The sequence below is a fragment of the Spirulina sp. LEGE 11439 genome (assembly GCF_059821285.1).
In genome coordinates this window covers 1-16347 of the sequence record NZ_JCAMRX010000043.1, presented here as the reverse complement: position 1 = coordinate 16347, position 16347 = coordinate 1, and the positions used below count along the sequence as shown (strand labels likewise).

Here is a 16347-nt window from a genome sequence, read left to right as displayed (position 1 = left end):
CGATCGCAATTCAGACAAAGGAATCGATAAAGAATTATCTCAATATTGCCCAACTAATATTTATTGTTCATTGTTCCCACGGTTCATGCCAAGGTTGACCGCCAATTTCTAATCCACAAACTCTACTTTTTGCTTGTACAATTACCTCTCCCCTTCGCTGCCGCAACTCCAGCTTTAAATCGCCTCGCAGGGTATCCCAACAACAAAAAATCAATCCTTCTTCTGTGGGGGCTCTCAGAGGGATTCTTTCGCGATCGGTTGTGCCAATTAGCTCAACTTCAAACCTATCATTTTGCGCCTGCATTTGCCATTTCCCCCAAGGTTCGACCTGCCATTTTATTTGCGAATTCCAAGGCGCAAACTCATAGAATTTCCCTTGATAGTGGATACCAATTAATCCGACAGATTCCATCCACCACATTACTTTTCGCCGTCCTCCTCCTGCCGTTAAAGCAAGATATGTATCTTCTTCAAATCCATTACAGTTTAACCAAAACCACTTCTGAGGAAAAGAATTTCCCCAATTTTTTTCACTGTAAGCTGGAGCATCAGTAAAATAATATCTTTGTTCATTCCAATCGATCCAGCCTGTCGCCAAACCGTGTGCCATTAAAATTTGCCATCCGGGTTCAAAAATAGGGAAACGAGACAGCCAACCGGCGGTTGATTGTTGGGGAGAATCGGCATTTCCCCAGCCGTAAATCGGTTTAATGGTATATTGCCAGCGACAGTAAAATTGTGTTGCTGGATCGCGAATAAATCCTTGATTGAGAGTATCGGTTGCTTGGTATCCTTCTTGAATATTTTTCTCGAATTCTGCGGGAGCGAGTTCTTGAGGAGAAATCTCTAAATCAGTTTTGCGCCAATGTCCTAATGCTAAGCGATCGCTTTCTCCCCAAAATAGTTTTGCCTTGGGAAAACTGCGCCATAAATATTCATCATTCACCCCTAAAATCTGTGCCGATCCGCCACTATATTTTCCTCCGATTGGATCTTCAAAAGAATACATAAATGCAAAATTTTGCTTGAGTTTAGGTAAGGTAATACGATAATACCAACCTTCAAAAAAGCGTCGGCTAATTCCATCCCAATGATAACCGCTATGAGGGGTTTGCATTTCAATGAATAATGAGCAATAAACAATAAGCAATGAAGTTACAATTATTGTTCATTTTTTATTTTAGCATAGAGGGAAATCCCGCCGCGATCGCCTCTCTCAATGTGCCAGTTTTTATCGAGATAAGTTGTTTTAAGCCATCCTTTTGCCCAATTTCCCATCGGGATCGCGATCGCGGGTAAAATCCCCACTTTTACAATAATTTTAGTAAAGATAAATTCAATTTTATTGTTAATATATGCAAATGAACCGATTACATTCAAAGATGCGATCGCGATAATCACCTCATTCTCAAGTTGGTTGGCTTCACTCTCAATTCTTTGCACAACCGTTTGCTTTGTTTTCTGGATTTTACTGACCGTTTGTGTACGCTGCAATTTTTGATATTGTTTTGTTCCCGTCGTCCAGATTAACTGCCATTCTCCATCTAATTTGGATACATTTTTAATGCTACATTTTTCCCGTTCTAAGGCTCGAATTGCATCGAGGAGTGCAGCGCGATCGCATTCTCCTTGTTCCAGAAATTCTAAGAGAATAGCTTGAGGATTAGATGAGGTCATTTCAGTTATCAGTTATCAGTTATCAGCGATCGGTAATTATTTTAGTCACAGTCATTTTAATATGGTTCAATTAGGTAAAAAGATTAACTTGTTCGACTAACCAAGAATCGGTTTCTTTTCCATCTTTACGCTTGAGTTCAATCTCTACAGTCATCGCTTCAATTGCTCTCGGTGGTGCGGGTTTCTGATGAAAAATAATTTCATATTCGTCGGGATCTTCATTACGTTCTAATAGCCAGTCGCGGACTTTTAAAGTACAAAACATCGATTGTCCTTGCTCAAACATTCGAGTTACTTGCATTCGCAAAGTATAAGGATTAATTCTCGCCATAATTTCACTCCAGTATAATTTAATTGTTTTTTTGTTGTTTTGCGATCGCAAAAACAATGTTTCGGAAATCTGACAACAATACCGATTTTATGCTAATCTAACTTCTCCTCTAATTTTAACATTATGCGACAACTCTATCCTCCCATTGAACCTTATCACGAAGGTAAATTAAAAGTTTCTAACTTACATACGATTCATTATGAAGAATCGGGAAACCCTCAAGGGAAACCCGTGATTTTTCTTCATGGCGGTCCCGGTGGAGGAATTGAAACAATTTATCGTCAATATTTTAATCCCCAAGGGTGGCGAATTATCATTTTTGACCAACGTGGTTGCGGACAGAGTACCCCTCACGCAGAATTGCGGGAAAATACGACTTGGGATTTAGTCAGGGATATCGAGAAACTACGAGAACATTTAGGGATTGAGAAATGGGTTGTTTTTGGAGGCAGTTGGGGTAGTACCCTTTCTTTAGCCTACAGCCAGACGCACCCCGATCGCTGTACGGGATTAATTTTACGAGGTATATTCCTGCTACGTCAAAAAGAGATTCGCTGGTTTTATCAAGAAGGTGCCAGTTATATTTTTCCCGATGCTTGGGAAGAATACCTCAAACCCATTCCTCCCGCAGAACATAACGATTTATTAAATGCTTATTATCAGCGCTTGACAAGTGACGATCTCGTCACTCGTCAAGAAGCAGCGAAGGCGTGGTCGGTCTGGGAAGCTAGCACCAGCAAACTCATCATTTCCGATAATCTCAAAGAAAGATTTAGCGAAGATGGATTTGCCGATTCTTTTGCTCGCATTGAATGTCATTATTTTGTCAATCAAGGCTTTTTTGTTGAGGAGAATCAATTGTTAAATCATATCGATCGTATTCGTCACATTCCAGCCAAGATCGTGCAGGGACGTTATGACGTAGTTTGCCCCATGATAACGGCTTGGGAACTTCATAAAGTTTGGCCGGAAGCCGAATTTATGGTTATTTCAGATGCGGGACATTCAATGACCGAACCGGGAATTCGCAGTGCTTTAATTGAAGTAAGCGATCGCTTTCTCAATCATCCTTAATTCTTAAATTAGTCATATTATGCCACGACTTTCATTGTCCGCGATCGCGCTCTAAAATACGAAAATCGGGCGAGTTTAACTCACCCGATAGTCTTAACCGATAACTGAAAAGATCAGCCAGTATTCCGCATTCCTGCAGCAATACCGTTAATGGTTAACAATGCACCTCGCAATAATTCTTCCTTACTATAACGATAGTGAATGAGTCCGGCAGTTGTTGCATTGCTATACTGGCGCAAGCGCTTCAATAATGCTACCTGTAAGAAACCCAGAGGAACAATATTGCCATTTCGTAACTGAACCGATCGCTGAAGATCTTTATCGCTATCTAACAGAGTTTGATGACCTGTAATACTTAAAATCATCTCCCGCGTGCGATAATATTCCGCTTCAATTTGCACGAGAACTGCCTCAAATCGTTCTAAATCTTCGCGAGGGGAAAGTTCGTGAACGTAATGCCGCGCCATGCGTAAATCTGCTTTTGATAAGGTCATTTCCACTTTAGATGTTACCATTTTAAAGAATGGCCATTTCACGTGAAAATAGCGCAATAATTTAAGATTTTCCTCGGGTTCTTCGGCGATAAAACTTTCCAGTGCCGTCCCTACACCATACCAAGAGGGTAGCAAAAAGCGGCTTTGCGTCCAGCTAAATACCCAAGGAATTGCCCGCAAACTGCTCAAATCTTTTTTTCCTTTCTTGCGTCGCGCCGGACGAGAACTAATTTGTAATTGACTGATTTCGGGAATAGGAGTGACGGAAAGAAAGAAATCGATAAAGTCGGGTTGTTCGTAAATTAAAGACCGATAGGCGCGACGCGATCGCGTGGCCAAATCTTCCATAATGTCGTTCCACGGTTGAATATCATCAAACCCACTTCCTAACAAACTCGCTTGAATTACTGCCGTCGAAGCGGTTTCCAAGTGATACAATGCCAGATCGGGTAAAGAATATTTAGAAGCCAAAACTTCTCCCTGTTCGGTAATCTTAATCCGTCCGTTAATCGTGGCGTTGGGTTGCGCTAAAATTGCTTCGTAAGCGGGACCGCCACCTCGTCCGACGGAACCGCCGCGACCGTGGAATAATCGCAGGGCGATACCGTATTCTTTGGCTAAACTTTGCAGTGCTTTTTGTGCTTTATGAATCTCCCAATTACTACTGAGAAAACCCGAATCTTTGTTGCTATCGGAATAGCCCAACATGATTTCTTGTAAAGGCTGAGAATGGGGAATATGAGAATGAGGTGCGTCTACTAAAGGGGTATCTTTATGAGTTCTTAAGGCCTCGTAACCTCCTGCTAATGCTGACCGATATAACTCTAATTCAAATAGCGATCGCATGACTTCCGGCGCTCGTTTTAAATCATCTACAGTTTCAAAAAGCGGGACGATTTTAATCCCGCAAATTCCCGTAACGGGGTCGTAAAGTCCTGCTTCTTGTGCCAGCAAAAGCACTTCTAAAATATCGCTGACATCATTGCTCATGCTAATGACATAAGTGTTGCAAATCTCCGCCCCAAATTCTTTATGCAAGCGTTGAATCGTGCGAAAAGTTTCGATAGTTTCGGCGGTTTTTTCTGCAAATGGGGCTTCGGCGGGAATGAGAGGACGGCGGGTGGGCAATTCAGTAATTAACCAATGGCGGCGATCGCTTTCTTCAAGATCGTCGTAAGGTTCCGGAAGGGCTTGGATATATTGGGCAATTTCCGTAATGGCATCGGAATGACGAGAAGAGTCTTGGCGCACGTCCAATTGAGATAAATGAAAGCCGTAAATTTCAACTTGACAAACGAGCTTATCTAAGTCTCGACAATTTAATCCTGTTTCCTCTAAATTGCGCTGAATCAGTTGTAATTCCGTGAGAAATTCTTCTCCGGATTGATAAATCGTTTTAGGATCGATCTTTTCGAGGATTTGTTGTTGCCTCGGATCGCCACTAGAAAGTAAAGAATTTCGATCTCGGGTGTTTTCTAATCGCTTTTGAATATAAGCTAATTTGAGGCGATAGGGTTCTTGACGGTAGCGAATGGCGAGGCGATCGTAAACGTCTCCCAAATGGGCGCGATCGCGTTCTAGAGAGTCTAATAATTCCGGCAGGACATTACTCCAATGCAAAGATAAACTCAATAAATTGGTCAGCGCATCGACGGAATGAATGTATTTTTCTAAGACAATATCTCGTTGATAGCAAGCGGTTTTCCACGTGATTTCTGGGGTGACGGAAGGATTACCATCGCGATCGGAACCGACCCAAGAACCAAAATAACAGAAGCGATCGTGAGGGGGACGCAAGTTCGGAAAGGCACTTTTAAGCGCTTGTTTGAGGCGCACGGAAAGTTCGGGTACTGTATCGAAGAGGACTTCTTGGAAATAGTGAAGGGTATAATCGACTTCATCTAAAACCGTGGGTTTAAACTGGTGCAGTTCGTCGGTACGCCACCAAAGGCGGATCTCTTCATGAAGTTGTTCTGTGGCACTTTCTGCTTCCCATGAGGTGGTCAGACCCACACCGCGATAGGCTTCTTCTGCTCGATCTAATTGGTGTAAAATATTAGCAATCCGTCTCTGTTTGCGGCGGATTGTATGGCGAACGATCTCCGTTGGGTGAGCGGTAAAAACAAGGCGAATATCGAGATTATCCAGTAAGTGTTGAATTTTTCGCGGCGGCATATTTTGCTGGCGAAGATGGGGAAATAACCAGTAAAATGTTCCTATTCGTGGCTTGGGACTTTCGTTTTCATCTTGCCAAGTTTTTTCTAACTGTTTGGCTCCCATCGGAACGCCATTGTCAGCACTGTTTCCCCTCGCATTTTGTGGGGATTCGGATAGGGCTTCACTTTGGGCTTTATAAGTAGCACTGCGGGATAATTGACGCTCTCGCTGTTCGTAATGTTGTTCGACAATATTGATTAATTGAAAATATAGTGCAAAAGCACGAGCGGCGCGAATGGCTTCATTTAAATCCAGTTTTTCGATGAGTTCGAGGGCAGCAGATTGCTCGAGATCTGTTGTTTGTCCTTCTGGAGAACAGAGCGATCGCAAATGTCCTAATAAATTAACTAACTCTTGACCGCATTCAGAACGTAACACCGATTCCCACAAATCTTCGACCAACTTCAAGCGATGGCGTAACAGCAGCATTGAAGTGGAGGGAACGCGAACGGTTGGCTGGGATGATTGGAGAAGCGAACTCATAATCTTTTCTTGTTTGTTGGTGGTTATTTGCGATCTCTGAAGTTTTGTAGCGTTATGCTTTATTCATTATTGATGATTTCTTTGGGGTCGGGAAAGGGTAAAATTGGCAGGCGATCGCCGCGAAAGATTTCTTCACTCGCCGCGCTAGATTCTTGTATTTCTCGTATAACGGTTTCCACGGTAACAATTCCAACAATGACAGGAAATGTCAAAAAACTTAACAAAACTTCGGGAGATGGCATGAGAATCTCGAGGGGATTTTCATTCATTGTGGGTAAGGGGTAAGGGGTAATTGGTGATGGGCAATTAAGAATCGACGATCGGTAGAGAATGGAATCTGCTGAAAACAATATCATCTTTTAGACAACTTCTTCAATCACGAAGGCTTGATAAAAGAAGGCTTTATCCTCTAAATAGAGTTTATTGGCCAATTTTGAGAGGGGTTGTAACTTTTGAGAAAAGCGATCGCCTCCTCGGCGCTTGACAAACAAATTCCAATACGCTAAACGACTTCCCGATGGACTGCGAGTAATGATGCGATCGAGTAAGTTTTCGTAATTCTCTGGAGACATATATTCAAAAATATTGCTTAAGTTGTAACAATTAATACAGTTTTCTGTCCTCTGCGTGAGAAAGTCTTCAAGTGCCATGCAATGCCATTCCAAACGATGTAAATTATCTCGGATCGCGTCGAAGTTTTCCGGACGCAACGCATAAGGTAAAGCCAAAGAATGTTCTCCCATAACAATCCATTGTAAATAAGGATTTTCTCTAGGATTCAGATGAACGATCGCGCTTTCAGTTCTTTGTAATAAGTATTGAGAAATATTGCATTCCACGTAACGATAAAAGTTGCGATCGCGTCCCAATTGTCCCGAGAGAAAGCGAGAGAAAAAGAGGCGAAATAAGCAGCGCCAGCGCCAATTATTCCACTGTTGGCGATAAAATATTTCTCGTTCTCGGGGAGATTCATTGAGGAAAAGTTGGGCAATGCGATCGCGCGGGTGAATGAGGGGTAAGATATAGCGGCGAAATAAGGCTAAATAACGCTCGAATTTGCCGCTATTGCCAATTCCTCGGGCAATATCGCGATCGCGCCGATCCCAAAAATAGCGGGTTTTTGGGGATAGTTGGGGACGACAGAGGGCGTATAGTTGCGATCGCTCTTCTGGCATTGCAGAGATAGATCCCATGAGTTTTAAGAGTTGTGAGTGGGTTAAGGTACGATAAGCAGCCACGCGCAATTCCAAACAGGCAATTTGTGCGGGGTTGAAGTCGATCGCGATCGCTTTTTGAGGAGATTTGGAGAGCATAGCGAGGGTATTGTCTCCAGCCGAGGCAATGGACAAACAGCAGCTATTCGCGTTAATGTCAAGTGCCTTGAGGAGAATATCGGCATCTTCCCAACATTGCGCGTAACGAATTTGGCTGAAATCGGCAAATTGAGAAATTTCAGTAGGCATTTTGAGGAATGGGCGATCGCTTCTTGGCTCGTTACTCCCTAACGGGGCAAAAAGGTTGTAAGATAAACCAGAAGTATTGCAAGCCGCGTTGTTCGGTGGGATCGTCAACACCTTAGCAAAATTTATGGAAACTACTCTTCTCGTTGCCTTCCTGTATCTCTCTTTGAGCGCACTGTATCTCGTTATTTTACCGGCGTTTATGTACTTTTACCTGAATTTACGCTGGTATACAGCCAGTTCGATCGAACGGACGCTAATGTATTTTGGCGTATTTTTCTTCTTTCCGGGGTTACTGTTGTTGAGTCCGTTTTTGAATTTTCGCCCCTCACGTCGCACGATTTAAGAAGGAAAGATTATGCGAAGAATTGATGCGATCGCAATTACGTTTGGGATTTTCCTCACAGGGGGAGTTGCTTATCTCATTTTACGAGGAGCCGGACTCAATAATTTTTCGGCGGGCATCTGGAGTCAGGTGCTTTTAGTGGGAGGTTTATTGGGTTGGGTTTCAACTTATTTTTTCCGCGCATTCTCCCACAACATGACCTATCACCAACAGCGCCGAGAATACGAAGATAAGGTTTTACAAAAACGCTTGGATGAGATGACTCCGGAAGAGTTGGCGAAATTACAGGCAGAAATTGAAGTAGAAAAATAATTGTTTTTGAGTAATTCCCCTCAATTTTTGCGAAGCGAGATCGCTCCTCTCTGGTATAATACTTTTGTTCTTTGCCAAGCTCTCATCCCGTGACGAGATTTATCCATGACCAATTCGCCAAACAATATCTCAGCGAACTTCTGTCTCCTCTTGGAAAAGTGGAAACCAGTAAAGAAATTCACTCAGAAGCGCGTCAAATCGATCTTTTCTTTACTCCTTTTTCTTCTAGCATAGAAGAACGAAAAAAGTTAGGTTTATTGGGACGATTGACCACAACTCCTGCTTTGTTTGAACCTTTTCGTAACCCGGTCACCCCGGGAGATATTCGTGCTTGTCTTATGAAACTGTTTGCAGTTCATGCCGACTTAGAACGAGAAGCCAAACGAAACAAAAACTTTCTCAATGACGAGGGACTCCCTAAACTGTGGATTTTCACCCCGACAGCTTCCTCGAATCTGTTACAGCGCTTTCATCCTCTCCCATCCACACCCAACTGGGAACGAGGAATTTACTTTTTGGGGACGGGTTTTAAAACGGCAATTATTGTCATTCATCAACTCCCGCAAAATTCAGAAACACTCTGGTTACGGTTGTTGGGAAAAGGACGAGTACAACAAAAAGCCGTCCAAGAACTCGAAGCATTACCTCGTGAGAACCGTTTGCGGGGAAATATCATAGAATTGGTAAGAGAACTAATTTCTCTATTAGCCAGACGACAAAACCAAGAACAAGATTTAGATCGCGAAGATAAGGAGTTAATCGTGACCTTAACACAAATGTATGAAGAACTCAAAGAAGAACTTCGCCAAGAATTCAAGGAAGAAGGACTTCAACAAGGACTTCAACAAGGACTTCAACAAGGAGAAAAACAAGCTACGCTTCGTTTAATTACCAACCTTCTCCAAGTTCGTTTTGGAGAAGTAGACGCAGGACTTGCGACAATTGTTGAAGCGATCGCATCCATCCCTTCCGAAGAATTTACACCTCTTCTCTTACAACTCTCTCGGGAGGAACTATTAGCAAGATTTAGTACGGAATAAGAAATATGACTTAATTCTTGTTTGAGTGCTGCACTGACAATCTTTGCCAAATATTCTGAACCTCGATCGCGACAATGAACATTTTGAGGAATTTGTCACGCTTGCAGATTATCCCAAGCGATCGCAGGTTGAACGATCGCAAATCCTCCTATCTATTTTTGCTGTTTTAAAAATGATAAAATGGAATAGCCTTCCACTTGCAAAATTTCCCATGACTGTAACGCAACTCATTCAATCTTGACTCATTCAACGAATGAACTTTTCTACCAAACTGAGTAACGCGATCGCCAAAAATAATAGTATTTTAGTTTTAGGTTTAGATCCTAACCCAGAAATGCTCCCCGATCGCTACGGCATCCCAGAGAATAAGTCCCAATACATCGCCGCTTTTCGGGACTGGTTAACAAGACTCATTCAACACACCCAAAATTATATTTGTGCGTATAAACTCAGTTTTGGTTTTTATAAATCCCTTGGTGCTTCTGGCTTAGAACTTCTCGAAACCATTCTCGCACAAATCCCCTCTCATCTTCCCATTATCCTCGATGCCAACCACGGGGATCTCAATACTACCACCATTTTTGCTCGTACTGCCTTCGAGGAATGGCAAGTTGATGCCATCACCCTCAACCCTTACGCTGGACAGGATCAAGCTGCTCCTTTTTTAGTTTACCCCGATCGCGCCGTCTTCATCCTCTGTCGCACTTCCAACCTTTCCGCAAGTCCCATTCAAGAATTCCCCAACCCTAACGCAAATTTCCCTCTCTACCTACAAGTGGTGCAGGAAGCAAAGGCATGGGGAACCCCAGAACAATTGTGCTTAGAAGTGGGGACAACTTCTCCAGATGTCTTGGCAGACGTGCGATCGCTGGCACCAGAACGCACGATCTGGGTGCGGAGTATTTGGGCGAAAGAGGAAAATCTGGAAAGTCTCATCAAAGCGGGATTAAATGAGAATGGAGAAGGATTATTGTTACCCGTACCGCAAGATTGGTTAAGTCAAGAAGAGGAAGAGCTTGTTAAATCCCTTGAATCTCTCAATCATCAAATTGAGTTAATTGCTCTGGAGGTAAGCAGATCGGGGACAACTTGTGAGGTATGGATGCCTGATGTGTGTTTGTTAGACAAACATCCCCAACAAGATTTAATTTTGCAACTCTTCGATATTGGCTGTATCCTTTTTGGGGACTACGTGCAGGCATCGGGGGCTACTTTTTCCTATTATATCGACCTCCGCACGATTATTTCTCGCCCACAAGTGTTCCATAAAGTTCTCAGTGCCTATGAGAAGATCCTTAAAGACCTCACTTTCGATCGCATTGCTGGTATTCCCTATGGTTCCCTTCCCACTGCAACCGGGTTATCCTTGCGACTGCATCACCCGATGATTTTCCCTCGCAAGGAAACGAAAGCACACGGGACGAGAAAAGCGATCGAGGGGAAATTTCGTCAAGGGGAAAAGGTTGTCGTTGTTGATGATATCTTGATTAGCGGCAAAAGTGCGATCGAAGGGGCCGGTAAATTACAATCTGCGGGGTTAGTGGTGGAAGATATCGTCGTTTTGATCGACCATGAGGGAGGAGTCAAGGATCGGTTGCGAGAGAGGGGTTACAACGCTCATTCCGTCTTAGGAATCTCGGAAATCACCCAAACTCTCTACGAAGCAGGACGTATTGACGAACAACAGTACGCCATATTACTGGGTTAAAACGATAAAAAGCGCAATAAAGCGTCAAAAACCTTTACAATAGACCGAAAGAGCATCTCGGCTCGGAACAACGGATAAAGGTTATCCCGTTTCCCAGTCAGATTCATTTGCTCAGATTGATTCTCTTTGTCAATTTCCCCTTGTTCTTAACTTACAAAAAAGGATTTAAAAACTATGACACCAACACTTTCTAACTTTTTCTTCAGCCTCATTGCTGGTGGATTAATTGTTGTTGTTCCTATTGTCATCGGTCTTATTGTTATCAGTCAAGCTGATAAAATTTCGCGAACCTAAACCAACAATCTCATTGATTTTTCTGTGATATTGTTCAATATTTCGTAGGGTGTGTTAGCGAAGCGTAACGCACCCATTTTTTTACAGTTATCAGTTATCAGTTATCAGTTATCATACAGCTTCTCAAAACACAGACTACAGATTATAACGCTTAAGACTAGAACTAGAAAAAACATGCCTATTGCAAAACTTTATGCTAACGCGGTAAGTTAAAAGATATAATCATAAAACGCAAAGAAATCAATAAAAATATTGGTAATAAAAAGATAAGTTTTTTGAATCTTTTACGCCAAATCCATAAAGTAAGTGCCATGATCAAAGGAATAATCACACCCAATTCAAGATAAAGATTTCTATAAAAGTAATAGTTTGTGAGCAATATTTTACCTGCACTAGGCAAAATTCCAAAAGGGAGTTTAAAAACTTCCCGACTCCAAGGAAAAAATAAAGGCAATGCTGTCACACCAACTAAAATATCGAGTAAAAGATGAGATAATCCTGCAAAGCAGGCTTGAATGCTATATTGTTTGAATGTGTCTTTCTTCTTAACAGTAAAAAAGAGAATTAAAATGGTCAGACAAGGTAAAATAAGACTGCCTGCAAAAGAATGCGTAATACGAATTCCTTGATTATTGCGAGGATGAAAAAAAGGAACGATATAATCTAAATCGGGAGTACAGGCTAAAATAATTAACCAGAATAACCAAAGTATGCGATCGCGTTTCTTGGCAGATAAATCTCGATCGAGTTTGCGATCGCAGAAAAAAATAGTAGCTCCAGCTAAACTGTGTCCGAGAAAAGATGACATAATTAATAAGAGGCAATACCTTGGTTTCGTTACTCTCTACGGGAATACAAGGGAATAGCGCAGACAGCTAACAGAAAAGAAAAAATGCTCGATAATTATCCTATTGTAACTGATTTAGTGCTGATTGGTGGAGGACACAGCCACGCGATCGCCTTAAAATTACTGGCAATGAATCCTATCTCGGGATTGAGAATTACGTTAATTTCTGATGCCTTACATACCCCCTATTCGGGAATGTTACCGGGTCACATTGCTGGTTTTTATTCTTATGATGAAAGCCATATCGATCTACAGCGTCTTTCTCGTTTCGCTAATATTCAATTATATCACGATCGCGTCATTGGATTAGATTTAAAAAATAATAAAATTATTTGCCAGAAACATCCCCCAGTTGCCTTTGATTATCTCTCTATTGATATCGGTAGCACTCCTGTTAAAAATGTTGTTCCCGGTGCTGCAAAATATGCTATTCCTGTTAAACCCGTTCCTCGTTTTTTAAAGCAGTGGGAAAAGATAATTCAAGAAATTCAAGCAAATCCCTCACAATCTCATACTTTAGCCGTCGTAGGAGGGGGTGCAGGAGGCGTTGAATTAATGTTAAATATTCAAGCAAAATTAGAGAATATTTTTAAGCGATCGCAATTGCCTTTAAACAATCTTAAATTCCATCTTTTCCATCGTGGTAAAAGTTTAATGACCGGTCATAATCGCTCGGTCAGCAAGCGATTAACGCAAATTCTCAAAAGTCGTGGCGTACAGTTACATTTATCAGAAACAGTCTCAGAAATTCAACGCGATCGCCTTATTTGCAAGTCTGGTTTAACGACAGAATGCGATTATATTTTTTGGACGACTCAAGCATCAGCAGCACCTTGGCTCGAAGAATCAGGATTAGCCGTCGATTCTCGCGGTTTTATTTTAGTTGAGGATACCCTACAATCTGTCTCCCATCCTCATATTTTTGCCACGGGAGATATTGCCACGATGAAAAATCATCCTCGTCCTAAGGCAGGAGTTTTTGCAGTCCGTCAAGGAAAACCTTTATCTGAAAATTTACGCAATATTATTCTCGAGCGAACTTTAAAACCTTTTATTCCACAACAACAATATTTAGCTTTAATTGGGACAGGAGACAAAAGTGCGATCGCATCTCGTTCTTTTTGGGGTTGGCAATCTCCTTTATTATGGCGTTGGAAAGATTGGATCGATCGCGAATTTATGGATCGATTTGATAAACTTTCTTTCATGTCTCCTTCTCAGCCAAGAGAGAGCAGAGATAAAATTATTTTACCGGAAAATATGCCCCTAATGTATTGCGGAGGATGCGGTTCAAAGGTTGGTGCAACGCCCCTCAAACGAGTCTTAAACCGCTTGAGAATCAATCAGAATTCTCATACTGTTATTGGCTTACACGAGCCTGATGATGCGGCAATTCTTCGCAGTCCAGAAAATAAATATCTCGTCCAAACTCTCGATCATTTTCGCAGTTTAGTTAACGATCCTTTTATTTTTGGTCAAATTACTACGCATCATTGTTTAAACGATCTTTTGGCAATGGGAGCAACTCCACAGAGTGCTTTAGCAATGGTCAATATTCCTTTTGGGACAGCAAATAAAGTCGAGGAAACCTTATATCAACTTCTTTCTGGAGCAGTATTGGTATTAGACGAAGCTGAAACTTCTCTCGTTGGAGGACATACGATTGAAGATCGAGAACTGGCTTTTGGTTTAGCTTGTAACGGGACTATCGATCCAGAACAAATTTTACGCAAAAATGGTATGAAACTAGGAGAAGTTTTAATCTTAACCAAAGCGATCGGGACGGGAACATTATTTGCTGCGGATATGCGTTATCAAGCAAAAGGAAGATGGATTGAAAATGCGATCGCTTCCATGTTACTCTCCAATCAAACAGCCGCACGGGTTTTTAAAAACTGTGGAGTGAGTGCTTGTACTGATATAACAGGGTTTGGGTTAGCAGGACATTTACTGGAAATGGTCCAAGGAACGCCAATTGCCGTAGAATTGAACCTAGAAGCGATTCCAGTTTTAGACGGTGCGATCGCGACAATACAACAAGGAATTATTAGCTCTCTCCACAGGCAAAATGTTCGTGCTTCTGCATTCATTGAGAGTACAGAACAATTTCAATCTTCTCCTCTCTATTCTTTATTGTTCGATCCGCAAACTTCTGGAGGATTATTAGCTGCAATTCCTGCTCAGAATTTAAACTCTTGCTTGCAACAATTACAAGCAGCCGGATATTCCCAGAGTGTTTGTATTGGTCAAGTTATGGAGCGAGAAGATAGAAAACAGAAAATTGTAGCAATTTAACAGCTAATTCATCAAACTATTATGTTTTAGGATTTTCGGAGATATATTAAGGTTTCATAATAATCATCTAAAGATCTAGGGCGAGCATTTTTATTTGCCTTTTGTAACTGCACGTCATACATATCAGTAACTTCAAAACCAATTTTCTTAGCTTCCTCAGCTAAAATATCAGCAGAGTGAACAATATATAATATTTCTCTTGTTGAAAACTTATAAAATGTACTTTGTTTACCACTTACAATAATTGCATATCCCCCCGTCCTCACATAACTATACATCTGCTTCAATGATTCGCGCATATCCAAAAAATAACGAGCAGTTGGATAAGATTTAATCGATCTAAGTCGATCTTGTTCAAGCCATTTTACAACATCTTTTTCTTGAGGGAGTAGTAAATTATTGTCAATGTATCCACGACCCATTGATCCAATAGAATCATCGACAAGCAAATCAATATTCTCATGAGTTTTCATGCCAAGAGCAAGTAATGATGGCATTCTAGCTTTAGCATAGCTTTCGCGTCCACTCGCAGCAGGCAAATATGGAGGAGAAGTTAAAACGATATCAAAAATCCCCAAATTATTCCCAAGATTACGCGCATCGGCATTGAAAGAGCGTGCTTTAACAAAAGTTAGATTAATTGTTTCCTTAAGCCATTCAACAGCCGCCACAGTGCGAATATATTTTTTGGCTGAGTCTTTAAAACTATCAGAAATACTTTTTTGAGTAAAAGAAAGGGAAAATCGGCCAACACCAGTACCCAGAAAGCGCATTTTAATCTTTCTTGCTATTGAATCGGACAAAAGAACTTTAAAAAAATTTGTAAGATCTGGATTAGATATGGCGATAATAGATCTAATTTTTTGAATTTCTGAGATAAGCTCATCGGCTCTTGCTGAAGACATTTTTCGATTTTTCATTAACCATCTTGGAAAAATAATAGGATCGACAATTGATAGAGGTTGATTTTTAGTAAATAGGCTGAGTTGCTTTGCTTTATAATTTTCTAATATATCTAATATAATGTACACTTCATCACTAAGAAACGAACTTTGAAATTGAAGGATGTCAATTTTACTTTGTGCGATCAATGTAGACAAAGGATCAATATCAATTCCAATACTTATCATACCTAATATTGATGCTTCTAAAAGAGTAGTTCCACTACCAGAGAAGCAATCAATTACTTGGTGATTTTCTCCTCCCAAACGTTGACTACAAATATTTAAATTTGAACGGACAAGCCGAGGAAAAAACTTTGCTTTATAATAATGAATGTCGTGAGATAGGTGTGATGTCGTGTTCTGGGATTTAAGTGCTTCCTCTGCAACTTTGAACTCTTTTGAGCCAGCATACTTATTAAGTAAACCATTTAACATTAATTGCAGTTTTTCTTTTGTATCTATTCTATTTTTTGAACGACGAGCCACAATATCTGAAAGCTCAATTAACGTGAAGTGTGGGATAGCACAAATGATTAATTTACCTTCTATAATGGCAGAGTTAAAGACGAAACCAAGCTCGTGTTCGCAATCCTTAATAAAGGAATATGATCGATCTTCACAGGTAACAATACAATAAATATTTTGGACAAAAGAAAGTCGCCGAATTAATACTGACAATAAATCAAGATTTACTAATGCTCTATAACCTTGTATTCCATTTTTTCTAGAATATGAATTTAGAGCAGTTAAGCCTTTAAATCTTGATAAAAGGGGTCTACCGAAGTTGTTGTGCTAAAAAGAGATAAATAGTACAGTAAAAATGAA

Annotated in this window: 16 protein-coding genes; 8 read left to right on the top strand and 8 right to left on the bottom strand. The window is 41.0% G+C overall.

Translation table 11 applies throughout. The features are described 5' to 3' along the window. Nucleotides 1–67: 67 nt before the first annotated feature. The 3 genes from AC6RV6_RS22440 to AC6RV6_RS22430 all read right to left on the bottom strand — a co-directional run bounded on the left by AC6RV6_RS22440 (nucleotide 68) and on the right by AC6RV6_RS22430 (nucleotide 2008). The gene (locus AC6RV6_RS22440) at nucleotides 68–1117 is read right to left on the bottom strand and encodes a tocopherol cyclase family protein (RefSeq protein WP_500243110.1); all 1050 of its coding nucleotides are present in this window, start codon (nucleotides 1115–1117) and stop codon (nucleotides 68–70) included. A 44-nt stretch (nucleotides 1118–1161) separates the two neighbouring features. Further along, nucleotides 1162–1677 carry a PAP/fibrillin family protein gene (locus tag AC6RV6_RS22435; RefSeq protein WP_500243109.1) on the bottom strand — a complete coding sequence of 172 codons (516 nt, stop codon included), beginning with the start codon at nucleotides 1675–1677 and terminating at the stop codon, nucleotides 1162–1164. 70 nt (nucleotides 1678–1747) lie between these two features. Then, entirely contained in the window at nucleotides 1748–2008 is a 261-nt protein-coding gene (locus AC6RV6_RS22430; protein WP_500243108.1) for a hypothetical protein, read from the bottom strand. Between the two features lie 123 nt (nucleotides 2009–2131). Here AC6RV6_RS22430 and pip point away from each other — a divergent pair, with 123 nt between their 5' ends. Continuing rightward, nucleotides 2132–3082 (top strand): prolyl aminopeptidase, encoded by a 951-nt coding sequence (gene pip, locus AC6RV6_RS22425; RefSeq protein WP_500243107.1) that lies wholly within the window; start codon nucleotides 2132–2134, stop codon nucleotides 3080–3082. Nucleotides 3083–3195: 113 nt separating this feature from the next. Here pip and ppc read toward each other — a convergent pair whose 3' ends face one another. The 3 genes from ppc to AC6RV6_RS22410 all read right to left on the bottom strand — a co-directional run bounded on the left by ppc (nucleotide 3196) and on the right by AC6RV6_RS22410 (nucleotide 7850). Next, nucleotides 3196–6276, bottom strand: coding sequence for a phosphoenolpyruvate carboxylase (gene ppc, locus AC6RV6_RS22420; protein WP_500243106.1), 3081 nt, complete (start codon nucleotides 6274–6276; stop codon nucleotides 3196–3198). A 59-nt stretch (nucleotides 6277–6335) separates the two neighbouring features. After that, nucleotides 6336–6545, bottom strand: a complete 210-nt coding sequence (locus AC6RV6_RS22415; RefSeq protein WP_500243105.1) for a hypothetical protein — start codon at nucleotides 6543–6545, stop codon at nucleotides 6336–6338. 90 nt (nucleotides 6546–6635) lie between these two features. Continuing rightward, the gene (locus AC6RV6_RS22410; RefSeq protein ID WP_500243104.1) at nucleotides 6636–7850 is read right to left on the bottom strand and encodes a BtaA family protein; all 1215 of its coding nucleotides are present in this window, start codon (nucleotides 7848–7850) and stop codon (nucleotides 6636–6638) included. 13 nt (nucleotides 7851–7863) lie between these two features. On the opposite strand from AC6RV6_RS22410, the gene ndhL reads away from it, so the two are divergent. From ndhL to psbX, 6 genes are all read left to right on the top strand, one after another. Further along, nucleotides 7864–8082, top strand: a complete 219-nt coding sequence (gene ndhL, locus AC6RV6_RS22405) for an NAD(P)H-quinone oxidoreductase subunit L (protein ID WP_500243103.1) — start codon at nucleotides 7864–7866, stop codon at nucleotides 8080–8082. A gap of 12 nt (nucleotides 8083–8094) precedes the next feature. After that, nucleotides 8095–8394 carry a DUF3007 family protein gene (locus AC6RV6_RS22400; RefSeq protein WP_500243102.1) on the top strand — a complete coding sequence of 100 codons (300 nt, stop codon included), beginning with the start codon at nucleotides 8095–8097 and terminating at the stop codon, nucleotides 8392–8394. A gap of 89 nt (nucleotides 8395–8483) precedes the next feature. After that, nucleotides 8484–9434 (top strand): hypothetical protein, encoded by a 951-nt coding sequence (locus AC6RV6_RS22395; protein ID WP_500243101.1) that lies wholly within the window; start codon nucleotides 8484–8486, stop codon nucleotides 9432–9434. Between the two features lie 43 nt (nucleotides 9435–9477). Further along, complete coding sequence (locus AC6RV6_RS22390) at nucleotides 9478–9675, top strand: hypothetical protein (RefSeq protein WP_500243100.1); 198 nt, start codon at nucleotides 9478–9480, stop codon at nucleotides 9673–9675. A 12-nt stretch (nucleotides 9676–9687) separates the two neighbouring features. Further along, a complete protein-coding gene (locus AC6RV6_RS22385) occupies nucleotides 9688–11142 on the top strand; it encodes a bifunctional orotidine-5'-phosphate decarboxylase/orotate phosphoribosyltransferase (RefSeq protein ID WP_500243099.1) in 1455 nt (484 codons plus the stop codon). A 174-nt stretch (nucleotides 11143–11316) separates the two neighbouring features. Continuing rightward, a complete protein-coding gene (psbX, locus tag AC6RV6_RS22380) occupies nucleotides 11317–11436 on the top strand; it encodes a photosystem II reaction center protein PsbX (RefSeq protein ID WP_500243098.1) in 120 nt (39 codons plus the stop codon). Nucleotides 11437–11632: 196 nt separating this feature from the next. On the opposite strand, the gene AC6RV6_RS22375 is transcribed toward psbX, so the two are convergent. After that, complete coding sequence (locus AC6RV6_RS22375) at nucleotides 11633–12244, bottom strand: metal-dependent hydrolase (protein WP_500243097.1); 612 nt, start codon at nucleotides 12242–12244, stop codon at nucleotides 11633–11635. Nucleotides 12245–12328: 84 nt separating this feature from the next. On the opposite strand from AC6RV6_RS22375, the gene selD reads away from it, so the two are divergent. Next, nucleotides 12329–14578 (top strand): selenide, water dikinase SelD, encoded by a 2250-nt coding sequence (gene selD, locus AC6RV6_RS22370; protein WP_500243096.1) that lies wholly within the window; start codon nucleotides 12329–12331, stop codon nucleotides 14576–14578. A 26-nt stretch (nucleotides 14579–14604) separates the two neighbouring features. Here the strand turns inward: selD and AC6RV6_RS22365 are convergent, their stop codons facing one another. Then, nucleotides 14605–16008: a DNA methyltransferase gene (locus tag AC6RV6_RS22365; protein ID WP_500243095.1), complete on the bottom strand. Its 1404-nt coding sequence runs from the start codon at nucleotides 16006–16008 to the stop codon at nucleotides 14605–14607. Nucleotides 16009–16347: the final 339 nt, after the last annotated feature.

Bases quoted from the DNA above. Each gene is read 5' to 3' on its own strand.
- AC6RV6_RS22440 (WP_500243110.1), bottom strand. From the start codon at position 1,117: ATGCAAACCCCTCATAGCGGTTATCATTGGGATGGAATTAGCCGACGC.
- AC6RV6_RS22435 (WP_500243109.1), bottom strand. From the start codon at position 1,677: ATGACCTCATCTAATCCTCAAGCTATTCTCTTAGAATTTCTGGAACAA.
- AC6RV6_RS22430 (WP_500243108.1), bottom strand. From the start codon at position 2,008: ATGGCGAGAATTAATCCTTATACTTTGCGAATGCAAGTAACTCGAATG.
- pip (WP_500243107.1), top strand. From the start codon at position 2,132: ATGCGACAACTCTATCCTCCCATTGAACCTTATCACGAAGGTAAATTA.
- ppc (WP_500243106.1), bottom strand. From the start codon at position 6,276: ATGAGTTCGCTTCTCCAATCATCCCAGCCAACCGTTCGCGTTCCCTCC.
- AC6RV6_RS22415 (WP_500243105.1), bottom strand. From the start codon at position 6,545: ATGAATGAAAATCCCCTCGAGATTCTCATGCCATCTCCCGAAGTTTTG.
- ndhL (WP_500243103.1), top strand. From the start codon at position 7,864: ATGGAAACTACTCTTCTCGTTGCCTTCCTGTATCTCTCTTTGAGCGCA.
- AC6RV6_RS22400 (WP_500243102.1), top strand. From the start codon at position 8,095: ATGCGAAGAATTGATGCGATCGCAATTACGTTTGGGATTTTCCTCACA.
- AC6RV6_RS22385 (WP_500243099.1), top strand. From the start codon at position 9,688: ATGAACTTTTCTACCAAACTGAGTAACGCGATCGCCAAAAATAATAGT.
- psbX (WP_500243098.1), top strand. From the start codon at position 11,317: ATGACACCAACACTTTCTAACTTTTTCTTCAGCCTCATTGCTGGTGGA.
- AC6RV6_RS22375 (WP_500243097.1), bottom strand. From the start codon at position 12,244: ATGTCATCTTTTCTCGGACACAGTTTAGCTGGAGCTACTATTTTTTTC.
- selD (WP_500243096.1), top strand. From the start codon at position 12,329: ATGCTCGATAATTATCCTATTGTAACTGATTTAGTGCTGATTGGTGGA.